Source organism: Haploplasma modicum ATCC 29102, assembly GCF_000687835.1.
In the GTDB taxonomy this organism is placed as follows: Bacteria; Bacillota_I; Bacilli_A; order Acholeplasmatales; family Acholeplasmataceae; genus Haploplasma; species Haploplasma modicum.
The window spans coordinates 20,854-36,367 of record NZ_JHYB01000003.1 but is presented as its reverse complement, the minus strand read 5'-3'; the positions used below and the strand labels follow the sequence as shown (position 1 = coordinate 36,367).

Annotated in this window: 12 protein-coding genes and 1 pseudogene; 10 read left to right on the top strand and 3 right to left on the bottom strand. The window is 29.7% G+C overall.

Annotation, left to right across the window (positions count from 1 at the left end):
* Nucleotides 1–156 precede the first annotated feature (156 nt).
* From T352_RS0102760 to groL, 9 genes are all read left to right on the top strand, one after another.
* The gene (locus tag T352_RS0102760; RefSeq protein ID WP_026391666.1) at nt 157–1,047 is read left to right on the top strand and encodes a helix-turn-helix domain-containing protein; all 891 of its coding nucleotides are present in this window, start codon (nt 157–159) and stop codon (nt 1,045–1,047) included.
* Between the two features lie 373 nt (nt 1,048–1,420).
* Nucleotides 1,421–2,425 carry a LacI family DNA-binding transcriptional regulator gene (locus tag T352_RS0102755; protein ID WP_035345055.1) on the top strand — a complete coding sequence of 335 codons (1,005 nt, stop codon included), beginning with the start codon at nt 1,421–1,423 and terminating at the stop codon, nt 2,423–2,425.
* An 80-nt stretch (nt 2,426–2,505) separates the two neighbouring features.
* On the top strand, nt 2,506–2,925 hold the full coding sequence (locus T352_RS0102750; RefSeq protein ID WP_026391664.1) for a GNAT family N-acetyltransferase: 420 nt from the start codon (nt 2,506–2,508) through the stop codon (nt 2,923–2,925).
* The gene (locus T352_RS06295; protein WP_162151139.1) at nt 2,915–3,859 is read left to right on the top strand and encodes a ribokinase; all 945 of its coding nucleotides are present in this window, start codon (nt 2,915–2,917) and stop codon (nt 3,857–3,859) included. Before T352_RS0102750 ends, T352_RS06295 begins: the two co-directional genes overlap by 11 nt.
* Nucleotides 3,834–4,754 carry a ribonucleoside hydrolase RihC gene (rihC, locus tag T352_RS0102740; protein ID WP_026391663.1) on the top strand — a complete coding sequence of 307 codons (921 nt, stop codon included), beginning with the start codon at nt 3,834–3,836 and terminating at the stop codon, nt 4,752–4,754. Before T352_RS06295 ends, rihC begins: the two co-directional genes overlap by 26 nt.
* A gap of 26 nt (nt 4,755–4,780) precedes the next feature.
* Nucleotides 4,781–6,226 (top strand): C4-dicarboxylate transporter DcuC, encoded by a 1,446-nt coding sequence (gene dcuC, locus T352_RS0102735; RefSeq protein WP_026391662.1) that lies wholly within the window; start codon nt 4,781–4,783, stop codon nt 6,224–6,226.
* Between the two features lie 149 nt (nt 6,227–6,375).
* Entirely contained in the window at nt 6,376–7,383 is a 1,008-nt protein-coding gene (locus tag T352_RS0102730) for a tRNA dihydrouridine synthase (RefSeq protein WP_407918975.1), read from the top strand.
* Nucleotides 7,384–7,504: 121 nt separating this feature from the next.
* Nucleotides 7,505–7,762 carry a co-chaperone GroES gene (locus tag T352_RS0102725; protein WP_026391660.1) on the top strand — a complete coding sequence of 86 codons (258 nt, stop codon included), beginning with the start codon at nt 7,505–7,507 and terminating at the stop codon, nt 7,760–7,762.
* A 26-nt stretch (nt 7,763–7,788) separates the two neighbouring features.
* Nucleotides 7,789–9,384, top strand: coding sequence for a chaperonin GroEL (gene groL / locus T352_RS0102720; RefSeq protein ID WP_026391659.1), 1,596 nt, complete (start codon nt 7,789–7,791; stop codon nt 9,382–9,384).
* A gap of 169 nt (nt 9,385–9,553) precedes the next feature.
* Here groL and T352_RS07325 read toward each other — a convergent pair whose 3' ends face one another.
* From T352_RS07325 to T352_RS0102710, 3 genes and pseudogenes are all read right to left on the bottom strand, one after another.
* A complete protein-coding gene (locus T352_RS07325) occupies nt 9,554–10,495 on the bottom strand; it encodes a transposase (protein WP_407918974.1) in 942 nt (313 codons plus the stop codon).
* Nucleotides 10,496–10,690: 195 nt separating this feature from the next.
* Nucleotides 10,691–11,053, bottom strand: a pseudogene (locus T352_RS07410) (transposase); the annotation flags it as partial.
* A gap of 95 nt (nt 11,054–11,148) precedes the next feature.
* Entirely contained in the window at nt 11,149–11,892 is a 744-nt protein-coding gene (locus tag T352_RS0102710; RefSeq protein ID WP_051615776.1) for a hypothetical protein, read from the bottom strand.
* Nucleotides 11,893–12,794: 902 nt separating this feature from the next.
* On the opposite strand from T352_RS0102710, the gene mgtA reads away from it, so the two are divergent.
* A complete protein-coding gene (mgtA, locus tag T352_RS0102705; protein ID WP_026391656.1) occupies nt 12,795–15,452 on the top strand; it encodes a magnesium-translocating P-type ATPase in 2,658 nt (885 codons plus the stop codon).
* The last annotated feature ends 62 nt before the right edge of the window (nt 15,453–15,514 follow it).

Sequence of the window (15,514 nt, the reverse complement as noted above, 5' to 3'; positions counted from 1 at the left end):
TGAATGTAGGAAATAAATTTAGATAAATTGATAAAGATTAATTACTTTATTTAATTTTAATTATACTAATATATTCGCCAAAATAGAGAGTAATTCCTTATATAAGATACATAATTTAAGTAGTATAAGATATATAATGTAAGTAGGGGGGATCTTATGAACAATTTAAAAAATATTATAAGTGATAACAGAAAAAAACTTAATATGACACAAAGGGATTTAGCTAACAAAATAAATGTTAGCGATAAACAAATTAGTAAGTGGGAGACAGGTATTAGTTATCCGGATATAACTATAATAAATAGTTTAGCAAAAGCACTAAATATTAGTGTCTTAGATCTATTAGAAAGTGAAGAACTAATAGGTATAGAAAATGAAGTTAAAATAGACTATAATCTCTTAGCTAAAGTTAGACAATCAACAATAATAGCTATATCATCAATCTTATTTACAGTAGTGTTAGTTTTAGTTTCGAGTTTAATTGGTGCAAGCTATGAGCAAGCGGGTATCATATTATTAGTAATATCTTTAATGTTGTTTTTTATAAGTATTACGTATTTACTATTAACAAACAATAAAGAAAAAAATAAGTTTAGTAATTATATGGATGATCAAATTTATAAAAAACCATATTATTATAAGAATGTTATTGTTATTTTGATATTAGCTATTCCTTTATTAATTTTACTTATAACATTTAAATATCAATATTTAGTCTTTAAAAATATAACTATTAATCAAATTATAATTAATATTATTTTACTAATAATACTTTTAATTATAGAAATACCAGGATATCTAAGAAAGAAATTAAACATAAAGCCGCTATTTAAAATCTTAAATGATGTATTCAAATATAGTGTCTTGTTAGTATTGATGTTACTAGCAATAAATACTTTGTTAATTAATGTATATCAAACTCATATTTTTAATTATGATTATTTATTTAAATACATTAAAGTATTATCTGTACTAACAAAAATCATCGTAATTATTCATTTGTTTTTTAAAATTTCCTTAGTATATTTAATTAAAGTTAAAGACTAAAAACCGAAAATGTGTGATAAAAAAATAAATGGTTAAGGCATTTGATTAACTTTTTATTATCTTTTAATGTTGGCAGGAGATAAAGGCTCATTTAAACCTGGTAGGCATATCATAAATTTCTTTACTAATTACTTTCATATCAAAGATATATCAAGTGAAAACTTAGAATGGTTGCATAAATGGCTATATATGTCTAATAAGAATTATTAACTTCATTTTATATAATAAATTTTAAAATTATCCAATAAGAAACTCTTTATTTTATAAAGTTAGCTTATTTTCTAACAGCCATAAATAAATAGTTTCTTATTTTTTTATTTAGTAGAACTATTTAATAAATATGTTATCATAAATGTAGAAGTGAGTTGATTTGATGAAAAAGATAACAATTAAAGATATTGCTAGAATGGCTGAAGTATCACCGACGACAGTTTCGTTAGTGTTAAATAAGAAACCTTCTAGAATATCAGAAGAAAAAAAAGAATTGATTTACAAATTAGCTAAACAGTACGGTTATACACCAAATTTAAATGCTAGAGGTTTAGTAAGTAATAAAACAAATATGATTGGTTTGATAATACCTGATATTGAAAATCCATTTTTTGCTAGTTTGGCAAAAGTTATTGAAGAAGAAGTTGATAAAAGAGGTCAGTCTTTAATTCTTTTAAATACTAATGATTCATATGAAAAGGATATTAGTGGACTAAGACTTTTAAATATGCGTGGTGTTGATGCTTTTTTAATTGTTTTTTCAAATGAAGCCTATAGTCATGAAAAGGAATTAAAGGAATTATTAGCAGAATTAAATAAGCCATTTGTATTATTGGATAGAACATTTGATACAATAAACTGTAATCAAGTTATATTTGACAACCATAAGGGACAAATGTTAGCAACTGAATTTTTAGTAGATAAAGGATTTAAGAATATCGGCTATATCGCTGCACCTGAACACAGTCTTAATGGAGAAAAAAGATTGATGGGTTATCTAGATGTTATGAAAAGAAATAATTTTCCAACTAATTTGTTTGTATATGGAAATTATCGATTTGATAGTGGTTATGAATTGGTTGAAGAATTAGTTAAGAAGGATATTGATTCTCTAGTTATTGCTAATGATGTTATGGCATATGGAGCATTAAAGAAATTAAATGAATTGGGAATTATGGTTCCTGATGATATTAGTGTTATTGGCTATGATGATTTAATTTATTCAAGCATGAGTTTAACATCGCTATCTACGGTTAGACAAGATCAATCACATCTTGGTCGTATTGGGGTAGAATTGCTATATAAAAATATAAGAGAAAAAACACACATAGAAAAAATTATTCTAGAACCAGAATTAATTATTAGGAAAAGTATAAAAGAAAAATAAAAAAAGTATTGACAACGCTTACAAGTTTATGATATTATATTTCTGTAATTAGGTAAAACGTTTTACCAAGAGGTGATAAAATGTCTTATATAATCAAAAAACAAAAAGAAGTTAACGTTTTAGATTTTATTGAAGTAAGAAATACAACTAACTTTATTAAATATACTAAAGAAGAACATGAAGAGAGCCTAAATAACTCTTTATTTGTTGTTGCACTATATGTAGGTAAAAAGCCTATTGCTGTAGGACGTCTAGTTGGTGATAACATAACAACTTTTTTTATTAAGGATGTAATCGTAATTCCTGAATACAAAAGTAATGGTGCAGGGAAAATAATAATGGAAGAGTTATTAAAATATATTAGCTTAAATGCAGCAAATCATGCATATATTGGTTTAATGGCAAGTTTAAATAGTGAAGGTTTTTATGAAAAGTTTGGTTTTAAGAAAAGACCTAATGATGAAATGGGAAGTGGGATGATTAAGTTTTATGAAAAATAATATATATGTGTTAGGAAGTATTAATATTGATTTAGTCATAAATGCACCAATTTTTCCAAATCAAGGAGAAACTGTTGCTGGTAAAGATTTTTTAATTAATTCTGGTGGAAAGGGAGCTAATCAAGCAGTGGCTGCTAAGAAATTAGGGGCAAATGTTAGTTTAATCGGTGCAGTTGGAAATGATCAATTTGCTCAACTAGCTTTAAAAGAAGCAATAGATAATAAAGTTGATATAAGTAATATTGTAAGAAAAGATTCTTCAACTGGCGTTGCAATGATTATTAAGCATGATGGTGACAATAGAATAATTTTAGATTCTGGAAGTAATGAACTCATAACTAAAAAAGATTTAATTGAAGGATTAAAAAAAGCTAAAGAAAATGATATTTTTATATCTCAATTTGAAGTTAATGAAAGTGCGGTCTATGAAGGTTTAGAAATTGCTAAAAATATTGGCATGATAACAATTTTAAATCCAGCTCCTGCAAAAATTATCAGTGATGATGTTTATAAAAACATAGATTATTTAGTTATTAATCAATCTGAATCACTAGTACTGACTAATATTTACCCAAATGACTATGATGATGTTTTAAAAGTATTTGAATATTTTAAAACAAAGGGACTCAAACATTTAATTGTAACCTTAGGTTCAAAAGGTAGTGTATATTTAGGAAGTGAAATATTTAAAACAAATGCCTATAAAATTAATCCTGTTGATACAACAGGTGCAGGTGATTCATTTATTGGAGCTTTTGCATATGGATTATCAAAAGGCATTAATCAAAAAGATAGTTTAGAACTTGCTAATGCGACCTCAGCACTAGTATGTTTAAAAGAAGGGGCACAGCAATCTATGCCTAATTTTAGTGAGGTAGAAAAATTTATGAGAGAAAGAGGGAAGAAAGATGAAAAAAAGACCAATAATCATTGATACTGATCCAGGAATTGATGATGCAATTGCTATAGCAATAGCACTAAAGGCCAAAGAGTTAGATGTTAGACTTTTTACAACTGTAGTAGGTAATGTTAGTCTAGATAAAGTTACTAATAACTTGTTGAAACTATTGACATTTTGGAATGTCGATATTCCAGTTGCTATGGGTGCAAGTGAACCATTAATTGAAAAATTAGTTGATGCAAGTAACGTTCATGGTGAATCAGGTATGGATGGATATGATTTTCCATCACCAAATAAAAGTAATCTTTTAAAAGAACATGCAGTAGAAGCTATGAGAAAGACAATTATGGAAAGTAAAGAGAAAATAACAATTGTTCCAATTGGCCCATTAACAAATATTGCTTTACTACTTAAGACATATCCTGAAGTTAAAAATAAAATTGAAGAAATTGTTTTAATGGGTGGTTCAGCGGGAAGAGGAAATCGTGGTGTTATGAGCGAATTTAATATTGCAACAGATCCAGAAGCAGCACAAATCGTATTTTCAAGTGGTCTAAAGATCGTAATGGCTGGACTTGATGTTGGTTGGAAGGCGTTAGTTTATCCTCATGACAGTGTCTTAATTAAAGATATGGGTAAAACAGGTGAAATGATTTATTCTTTACTACAAAAATATCGTGGTCGTGGTTTACAAAACGGCTTAAAAATGTATGATAGTACAGCAATAGCTTATCTATTAGAACCAGAAATGTATGAAGTTAAAGAAACGTATGTAGAAGTAGAACTTAATGGTAAATTAACAAGGGGAACAACAGTGGTTGATTTACAAAACTACTTAAAAAAAGAACCTAATGTAAAAGTTCTAACTGATATTAATGAAGAGATGTTTAAAAATTGGTTATTAAACGCACTTAAAAAATGCGACTAAAAAAAAGAGGAAAAAGGAGTTAGAAAATGACAGTATTAATGTACTTACTTGCGGCAATAGGAATTGGCGTAGTTGTTTACATGTTGATTAAAAAGTTAGATATTAAAATAACTTTATTTGTAGTAGGGATGCTTTTAGGTGTTGCAGCACTTATAATGAAGAAAGTCCCATTTGAAGGAGCAAACAGTCTATTTTATCCATTCAAAATGATTGTTGACCAATTTAAACGTCAGTTGCCAGCAGCAGGATTGATTATCTTAATGTTAGGTGGATATACTGCCTACATGAGTCATATTGGTGCAAACGATGTAACGGTTAATACACTTACTAAGCCACTTAAAAATATTAAGTCAGTTTATGTATTAGTACCAATCGTATTCTTAATTGGTAACCTATTATCTTTAGTTATTCCAAGTGCATCAAATTTAGCTGTAATTTTACTTGCAACATTATATCCAGTTTTAAGAAAATCTGGAATGTCCAAATTAACTGCAGCTGCAGTTATTGCTACAACTGCGACAGTTATGCCAACACCTCTTGGTGGGGATAATATTGTTATAGCTGGATTATTACAAGAATGGATGGGTGTAGACTTTACTCCTGGAGATTATGTGTTTAAATATCATGCATTAGTTTCAGTACCTACATTATTTGTAATGGCATTCTCACATTATTTCTGGCAAAAACATTTAGATAAAAAAGCTGAAAGATTAGGAACTGTAGTTGTAGAACAAGAAGAGATAGAATTAGCAGAAGTTAAAATAGAAGGTGGAGCACTTTATAAAACTGTTTATACATTACTACCTTTAATGCCAATTATTTTATTACTTTTAACTTATGGAATTAATTTCTTTGTTAAAAATTCAGCAAGTCAAATTCAGTTATCAGTTGAAATAGCAACAATTATTAGTTTTATAATTGCTATTATTTCAGAATTAATCTCAAAAAGATCAAGGGAAGCAAATTTAAGAACTACTTTATCTGATACAGAGTCGTTCTTTAAAGGAATGGGTGGAGCAATTGGTATCGTAGTATTATTAGTTGCAGCAGGTGTATTTGTTGATGGATTAAAAGCAATAGGTATTATTGATCATCTACAAACAACAATGCAAAATGCTAATTTCCCAGGATTTGTATTACCATTAATCTTAGTAATATTTAGTGCAATCATTGTAATTATTAGTGGTAGTGGTCTAGCGTTATTCTATGCAATGGCTCCACTTATGATTCCACTTGCAGTGGCAGCTAAAATCTCTCCACTTGCAGTAACAATTCCAATGGGACTTGCAGGAAACTTGTTAAGAGCTGTATCACCAGTGAGTGCAGTTGTTATGATTGTTGCAGGTACTACAAAAGAAAGTCCAATGGATATTATTAAGAGAACTTCAATGCCAATGGTCATTGGTACAGTGTTTATGTTTGTATTATCAATGGTATTATTCTTAACAGGTATTGTGGCATTACCAGCATAATATTTCAGAAAACAAATAAAGCAAATGATTTGATATTAAAATCATTTGCTTTATTTAATTTAATAAACCAAGTCTCTTTTATTTTATTTAATCTAAATAATAAGTTAATATCTTATTATATATTTGGTAATATGTTAAAATAGATAAGTATTAAAAGTTGCGAGGTAGTTATGAAGGAAAATTTTTGGAATAAATTAAATAAACCATTTTTCATTTTAGCACCAATGGAAGATGTTACAGATATAGTTTTTAGAAAAGTAGTTGCTAAGGCCGGTACTCCTGAAGTATTCTTTACAGAGTTTACAAATAGTGATAGCTATGCCCATGAAAAAGGAATATATTCACTAAGAGGAAGACTAAAGTTTGATCAAGATGAGAAACCAATTGTTGGTCATATTTGGGGTGATAATCCAGAAAACTTTGAAAAAATGAGTATTGATTTAGCAAAAATGGGCTTTGATGGAATTGATATTAATATGGGTTGCCCTGCCCCTAATGTTTTTAGACATGGAAGAGGTGCTGGTTTAATTTTAAGACCAGATGTTGCTAAAGAATTAATTGCGGCGGCTAAAAAAGGTGGCCTTCCAGTTAGTGTAAAAACAAGACTTGGTCATAGTAAGCTTAGTGAGTGGAAAGAATGGCTAACCCATTTGTTAAAACAAGATATCGCAAACTTATCAATTCATTTAAGAACTAAAACTGAAATGAGTAATTATGATGCTCACTGGGAATTGATGCCAGAAATACTTGCTCTTAGAGATGAAATAGCACCTAATACACTAATTACAATGAACGGTGATATTAAAGATTATAAGATGGGCATTGAAATGTTTAATAAATATAAAGTGGATGGGATAATGATTGGACGTGGGATATTCCATAATCCTTTTGCTTTTGATCCAGAAGAAAGAACAAGAGATACAAAAGAATACTTAGACCTATTTAGATATCACTTAGATTTATATGATAAATATGTCTTAGAAGAACCAACCTTAAAAAAACCACTTCACAGATTTTTTAAGATCTATATTAGAGATATTAAAGGGGCTAATAAACTTAGAACTAAATTAATGGATACTAAAGATACAGATGAGATTAGAGTGTTATTAGATGCATTTGAGAGTGGATTACTTTATGATAATTTAGATGAAAATTAAAAGAACGTAATGTTCTTTTTCTTTTTTTATATAAAAAGGCTTGACAAAAAAAATATTTTTATTATAATCGTAATTGAGATGGCACTCAGATACTAAGAGTGCCAAAGAAAGGGGTGAGATCATGCTGAAACCATTAAATGAATATGTTGTTTTATCGTTTGAAAAAGAAGAGACAAAGACTGAGTCAGGAATTATATTAACTACTGAGTCAAAAGATAAACAAGCCATTGGACGCGTAATTGCTGTTGGTCCTAAAGTACATGAACTTAAACCAAATGATAAAGTTATTTATCAAACATATTCAGGAACAAAAACAAAAATTGATAATGAAGAATACTTAATTATCAAACAAGAGAATATTTTAGCCATATATGAATAATTTAAATTTGTGAAGGAGTGATATTTATGAGTAAAGAAATAAGATATGGCTCAATTGCAAAAGAGAAGATTTTAGATGGTGTTAATAAACTTGCTGACACCGTTAAAGTTACTCTTGGTCCTAAGGGAAGAAATGTAATATTAGAAAAAAGTTATGGTTCACCATTAATTACAAATGACGGTGTGACGATTGCGAAAGAAATCGAATTAAGTGATCCATATGAAAATATGGGAGCAAAATTAGTCTATGAAGTTGCAAATAAGACAAATGATGAGGCCGGTGATGGTACTACAACTGCAACAGTTTTAGCACAGTCAATCATTCAAAAAGGATTTAAGGCAGTATCTTATGGAGCAAATCCAGTTTTAGTTAGAGAAGGAATTTTGAAAGCAGGAAAAAAAGTTAGTGAATTAATTTCACAAAAATCTAGTGAAATTAGTACTAAAGAAGACATTCAAAATGTAGCATCAATTTCTGCGGGTGACAAAGAAGTTGGTTATTTAATTGCTGATGCGATGGAAAAAGTAACTAAAAATGGAATTATAACTGTAGATGAGTCTAAAGGATTTGAAAATGAGTTAGATGTTGTCGAAGGGTTACAATATGATAAAGGATATATTTCTCCATATTTTGTAAATAATAGAGAAAGTATGTCAATTGAATTTGAGGATTCGTACGTTTTAGTTACAGATCATAAAATTCAAACTATTCAAGACATTTTACCAATCTTAGAACAAGTTGTAAAAGTCGGTAAACCTCTTTTAATGATTGCTGATGACATTGAAAATGAAGTTGTTTCAACTTTAATAATTAATAAATTAAGAGGAACATTTAATGTTGTTGCAACAAAAGCTCCAAGTTTTGGTGATAATCAAAAAGAAGTACTACAAGATATTGCAGTTATTACAGGAGCTAACTATTATAAGAAAGAACTTGGAATGAAGTTATCTGATTTAAAACTTGAGGACTTAGGTTTAGTAAATAAAGCTATTATTAAAAAAGATACAACAACACTAATCGGTGGTAAGGGTGATAAATCATTATTAAATTCGAGAATTGAAGAATTAGAAAAACAAATAAAAAATACAACATCTGATTATGAAAAAAAGCAATTACAAGAAAGATTAGCTAAATTATCAGGTGGTGTTGCAGTTATCAAAATTGGAGCTGCAACAGAGAGTGAATTAAAAGAAAAGAAATTACGTATGGAAGATGCTCTTAATGCGACAAAAGCAGCTGTCGCAGAAGGTATAGTAGTTGGTGGTGGAGCAATTTTAGTCGAAATATACAATGAATTAAATAAAAACTTTACCGATGAAAACCAGGATATAAATAAAGGTATAAAGGCGGTTATCGATAGCCTTCTTGTTCCTATGCATCAAATAGCTGAAAATGCTGGTTTTGATGGTGATTCAATTGTTGAAAAACAAAAGAGAATTCCTAAAAATGAAGGATTTGATGCTAAAGAAGGAAAATGGGTTAACCTATTGAAGGAAGGAATTATTGATCCGACAAGAGTTACAAGAAATGCAATTTTAAATGCAAGTTCAATTGCTTCTTTACTAATAACAACAGAGGCTGCTATTGCTGATATTAAGCCTATAAATGAAAAAACGTTATAATAATATTTAAAGGATAAAATGGGGCTGTAACGAAATGAAGACTTAAAACGCTTCAGGACGTTCAGTCCTTTTTTCTTTTGTTCATAATCCTTCAATGTGGATAATTTTCGTTTTTTAAGCGAAACGAAAAGAAGGTGCTCAAAATCTCCTACTTTCAATAGTTATTCAATTAGTTTGATCTGAATTTTTTCTTGTGTAATTTCGATAAATTGTAACCGATTGCGATTAAGATAAACTCGAATTTTACGTTTTCAATGCCACGTCTATTAAATCGCCTGAAGCCAGCGTTGCCTTTGATAACGCCGAATGCACCCTCGACTTGTGCTGACCGCTGCATTCTTAACTCAATGCCTAAGTTTGATTGAAGGTTCTCTCGTGCCTCTTTTTGTAGTGTCCATAGTGCTTCATTGATATCAACACGTCTTTTACTTGAAGGTACCTCATAGACATTATGACCTCTTTTACTGTGCCATAAGAATGTCAACATTTCACCATGCTCATCGTAGTAGTTACCAAGATTATCTTTCTTGAAATTCACGGGTCTTGTTGGATCACTACTATATTTCTTGTCACTCGTATCTTTACTGTTCATGCTGTACTTTTGATAAAGTCCCATATCATTCAACTTTAAGTACCGGTAGTTCTTTAATCCTCCATACCCAGCATCCGCTACCGGGTATTTCGGATAAAAGCCATATGCTTTCTTATAGCCTTCTAAGAATGGGATTAACGTTTGGTAATCACTTCTGTCTTGAAATACATCGACGTGTAATATGTACTCATTCGATACACCGATTTGAATGTTATATCCGGCTTTTAACTGACCGTTTCTCATGTGGTCTTCTTTCATATGCATAAATGTCGCGTCTTCATCTGTTCTTGCACAGTAGTTCCTACTTGGTCCTATCACTTCAATATAGTGATTATATTCAGTCAGTTTACTATGATAGTCACTCATCTTTTCATAATCTCTTTGTAGCGCCGTTTTTCTTTGTCCCTTTCCATATACGAATGATATTGACTTTTGACATATTTCTATTTCTAAATAGCTCACAATCTTCATTAATGTCTCAGGTTCATATGTTTCACCTAAAGGAAAAAAGATACCCATCTCTTGATATCGTTCATTCATCGCTTCTAGTTGTTTCGTTATCTTTCTATATAACTTATCACGGAACTTCTCTATCGAACCTTTCCACACAAATTTATATTTGTTTGCGTTCGCTTCGATTTTTGTGCCGTCTATGTATAGTTTGTCTACTTCGATTTGTTCTTTATTTATGATATATCGATTGATTTCATGAAAGATATCTTCTATGTTACCCTTTAGTCGTTCTTTTATGAACTGATTAATCGTTTGGTGACTTGGCTTTAGCTCATCTGTTAACCACATTAATCTAATGTCGTTCTTCGCCGCCTTCTCCATCTCTCTTAATGTCGTGATGTTCTCCATCATACAAAACAGTATCAATTTGAGCATGTTGACTGGATTATAACCGATTCTGCCTACGGTTCTATCGGTTTCTATGTATTGTCTAAAGTCGATCCTCCTGAATACTTCGTCAAATGTTCGTGCCTCACTATCAAATGGTATTTTTATTTCAAATGATAGTGGTACTTTTAACTGTTTTGGGTTAAAATATCCTTGTATTAAATCGAGGCTTTGCATACTTAAATTATACCAAAAAACCACCCTGGTCTTCCAAAGTGGTTTTCTTGTTTTATAGCCTATAACAATTCTATTTCGTTACAGCCCCATTTTTTCTACGCTTGTAATAATCTTTTGATTTTATTCACCATGTAGATGTTTGGCTCAAAATATTGGATTAAAAAGTTTAACATTATTTCTGCAGATTCTTTATTGAACTCATAGCCTTTTCGCATGTTCGAAATAAAGTTTTTATGTTCCTTGTAGCGTTCCTCAATTCGTCTTTCTGCGACAAAATAATCTGTATTTTGATTCGTTGGTGTAAAGACAACACCGAACAAATCAATAATCAAATTAAATGCATAACTTTGTATAAAGGTTGTAGCTGAAGCAATTTCACCACGCTTTAAGCGATTTAATCCAATGTAAATATTTGCTAAAGCTTCACATACATTGTATTCTATGTTTAGTTTTCGTTCACGTATTTTACGTGGACGAATTTTATCTAAATCAAAACCAGGTCTTGCATAATAAACTTTTCCTAATGTAAATGTTGCTTCAAGTATTTCATCTTCAGTAAAAATAGCAAATTCAGCGAAATTTCCATCTTTAAATAATGCTTTATAGCCATCATTAGAGTTTTGAAAACTGAAGACAATTTCATCAAAAGCCAGCCATTCGAGATTTTTCATAAAGTATGGTTTTGTTCCGTTTTTGACAATTAAGAAAAAGTCCATGTCTGAAAATTCATCCATACGGAAAGTTTCGCTCATACTACCTAAACCAAGTAAGCACAGACAATCATCATAGTTTGCGATACGTTGTGCAAGCTTAATCATACCATTAAGTGCATTTATCATATTTTTAGTCCTTTTTATTTTATTGTACTATTTGCTATGATGTTTGTAAAGGGCGATTGTAAAATGTAGATAAAAGGCGGAATGAAAATGCCTATTTACCAACATTTTTTTGTATACTGAAATAAGTACACTACTGAGTATACAAGGAATTATATGAAAATTATTAATTGTCCCTTTTGTAACGGAATTTTAAAAACGGGAAAATTAGGTTATCGATATATATATATAGAACACCCAATATTATTTTTGATGATGGATCAGAAAAAAAAGTCAATAAATTTAGCCTTTTAAATGGTAACGTGATTGATAAAGTATTTTATTGTGAGTCATGTCAGGTTATGTTAGCTGATCTAAGTTCTCAAACATAAAAACTACTACCTAAATACTGGATGGATTAGTCATAATAAAATTATTCATAATATTTACATTTAGCTGAGTTCATTATTTATTCAACTTGAAGAATTTTTTAATAACAATATAAGAACGAGAGATAAGCACAAACTCAACACAAATATATAAAAGTATGTTGCAAAATGAACACACCAAGTTGAAAGTATGTAGCATTTCATTTACAGCAAGACATTTTGAAATTAATTAGGGGCTGTAACGAAATGAACTTTGTTAAGCTCTAAAAGAAAAAGCCGGGTCTGGTAAAAGACGAGATATAAAGTAACCGAATAGTTATCCAGTGGATAAGTTAATATTTTAACTAATCTTCTTTTAATATGTCTAGAAATAGACTTTTATTATTATTTATCTACAATAAAATAAAAAGAAAAGAGCTGTAAGTTCCTGAAGCATCAAAACTTCATTTCTTTACAGCCCCGTTTTTTAATTATATTTAATGTACTTTCTCTCCTCAGCATTAAATGGTATAATAATTAAGTGTTGAAGGGAGTGATATGATGAAAAAGAATATAAAATCAACCAAACTAACAAACAATAATGTTGAAAAAGATTTAAGAAGGTATGCGGAAATACCCATTGAAGAGTTATACGGAGAACTTCAAACTTCTGTTTCCGGACTAAATCTTATTCAAGTAGATGAACTGAGTGATATTTATGGTAAGAATGTAATTACTATTGGTTCTAAAAATACAAAATTTAAGCGATTACTCAATTCCATCATCAATCCGTTTAATGTAATTTTATTAATAATTGGAATTATAACATTTATTTTTGATGTTGTAATTGAATTGTCTAAGGGTGGTAGAGCGGATTATTTAACTTTTATCATTATTATTATCTTAGTTATTGTATCTAGCGTTGTTGCTTTTATCCAAGCGGAAAAATCTAATGATGCTACGGAAAAGCTGACTAAAATGATTTCTAATAGAGCTGATGTTATTAGAAATGGAATCGAATATGAAGTTTTAATCGAAGATATATTACCAGGTGATATCTTAAGACTTACTGCAGGAGATTTAATTCCAGCCGATGTTAGATTTATTACTAACAAAGATACCTTTGTTGCACAATCAGCACTTACAGGTGAATCTAATCCGGTTGAGAAGTTTAATAAAGTAGATGACATTAATAATAAGGCTATTACTGATATTGAAAATATCGGATTTATGGGTTCTAATATTGTCTCTGGTAGTTCTTTAGCTATTGTTTTAAAGACAGGTAATAACACTTATTTTGGCTCAATGGCCGAACAGTTAACAGGAAATAAGAGTCAAAGTAGTTTTGAACAAGGAGTAGAATCTGTTAGTAGTTTATTAATTAGAATGATGTTAGTAATGATTCCTATTGTTTTATTAGTAAATGGGATTATAAAAAAAGATTGGCTTGAAGCTTTAATGTTCTCGGTTAGTATTGCTGTAGGTTTAACACCGGAAATGTTACCAGTTATAATGACATCGACACTTGCTAAAGGTGCTGTAACAATGTCAAAACATAAAGTTATTGTTAAAAATCTTGGATCAATTCAAACATTTGGTCAAATGGATATTTTATGTACTGATAAGACTGGGACACTGACGGAAGACAAAATTATTTTAGAAAAATATATGGATGTTAAAGGACAAGATGATTACCGTGTACTAAGACATGCTTATTTAAATAGTTATTTTCAAACTGGATTAAAAAATATGATTGATGTTGCGATAATTAATCGAGCAATTAATCATGATATCGATCAAATATCTAAAAGATATGAAAGAGAAGATGAAATTCCATTTGATTTTACGAGAAGAAGAATGAGTGTTGTTTTAGTTGATGAAAATAAGAAAAGACAATTAATAACAAAAGGTGCAGTTGAAGAGATTTTATCTATATCTTCTTTTGTTGAAATAGATGGAAAAGTTATACCACTTACAAGTGAGAGTAAAAAAATTGCCTTAGAAACATATGAAAAACATAATAATGATGGTCTTAGAATGATTGCTGTTGCACAAAAAAATGAAGTGCCTGATGAACATAGCTTTGGAGTTAGTGATGAGTCAGACATGGTTTTAATTGGTTTTATTGGATTTTTAGATCCACCAAAAGAAAGTAGTAAAGAAGCAATTTTAGCATTAAGTGCTCATGGAGTTAGAACAGTTGTTTTAACAGGTGACAGTGAAGGTGTTGCAATTAAGGTATGTAAGAAGGTTGGCATTAATGTTGATAATGTTTTACTGGGAATTGATATTGAAAAAATGACTGATGCTGAAATTAAAGAACAAATAAAACACGTAAACTTAATGGCTAAACTCTCACCAAATCAAAAAGAAAGAGTAGTTTCACTCTATCAAGAAATGGGTCATACAGTTGGTTTTATGGGAGATGGGATAAATGATGCCCTAGCTCTTAGACAAGCTGATGTTGGTATCTCTGTTGATAGTGCTGTTGATATTGCTAAAGAAACAGCTGATATTATTTTATTAGAAAAAGATTTAATGGTTTTAGAAGAAGGAGTTATTGAAGGAAGAAAGACCTTTGGTAATGTTAATAAATATATTCAAATGGCGGTAAGTGGTAATTTTGGTAATATGATTTCTGTATTAATAGCAAGTATCTTTTTACCATTTCTCCCAATGCTACCAGTCCAAATCCTTGTTCAAAACTTACTTAGTGATTTTTCACAGTTAGGAATTCCTTTTGATAAAGTTGATGAGTCTTATGTAGAAGAACCAAGAAAATGGAATACTAAATCAATTACTAGATTTATGCTTTGGTTTGGTCCAATAAGTTCAATTTTTGATGTTATTATGTTTGCTGTTATGTGGTACGTAATTCCTTCAATGCTTGGATTAAATCCAATAGAATCTTCTAGAATGTTCCAAGCAGGTTGGTTTATTTTTGGTACCTTATCACAAATTTTAATTGTTCATGTAATAAGAACTAAAAAGATTCCATTTATTCAAAGCAATGCCTCAAAACCACTTATTGCATCTTCATTAGTAATTGGTGCGATATCTCTTGCTATTGCCTTTACAAAAGTTGCGGTATCACTTGATATGGATAAATTACCTTTAATTTATTTACCAATTTTAACAGCTATTTTAGTTGGTTATATGTTATTAACACAGCTAATTAAAGTTATCTATATAAAGATTTATGATGAATGGTTATAACTAATATTTGAGATAAAACCTTTATTGCGCATTATTATAATGTGCTTAAAGGTTTTTTATTT

Coding starts and splice junctions, on each gene's coding strand:
- T352_RS0102760 (WP_026391666.1), top strand. CDS start 157: ATGAACAATTTAAAAAATATTATAAGTGATAACAGAAAAAAACTTAAT.
- T352_RS0102755 (WP_035345055.1), top strand. CDS start 1,421: ATGAAAAAGATAACAATTAAAGATATTGCTAGAATGGCTGAAGTATCA.
- T352_RS0102750 (WP_026391664.1), top strand. CDS start 2,506: ATGTCTTATATAATCAAAAAACAAAAAGAAGTTAACGTTTTAGATTTT.
- T352_RS06295 (WP_162151139.1), top strand. CDS start 2,915: ATGAAAAATAATATATATGTGTTAGGAAGTATTAATATTGATTTAGTC.
- rihC (WP_026391663.1), top strand. CDS start 3,834: ATGAAAAAAAGACCAATAATCATTGATACTGATCCAGGAATTGATGAT.
- dcuC (WP_026391662.1), top strand. CDS start 4,781: ATGACAGTATTAATGTACTTACTTGCGGCAATAGGAATTGGCGTAGTT.
- T352_RS0102725 (WP_026391660.1), top strand. CDS start 7,505: ATGCTGAAACCATTAAATGAATATGTTGTTTTATCGTTTGAAAAAGAA.
- groL (WP_026391659.1), top strand. CDS start 7,789: ATGAGTAAAGAAATAAGATATGGCTCAATTGCAAAAGAGAAGATTTTA.
- T352_RS07325 (WP_407918974.1), bottom strand. CDS start 10,495: ATGGGTATCTTTTTTCCTTTAGGTGAAACATATGAACCTGAGACATTA.
- T352_RS0102710 (WP_051615776.1), bottom strand. CDS start 11,892: ATGATAAATGCACTTAATGGTATGATTAAGCTTGCACAACGTATCGCA.
- mgtA (WP_026391656.1), top strand. CDS start 12,795: ATGATGAAAAAGAATATAAAATCAACCAAACTAACAAACAATAATGTT.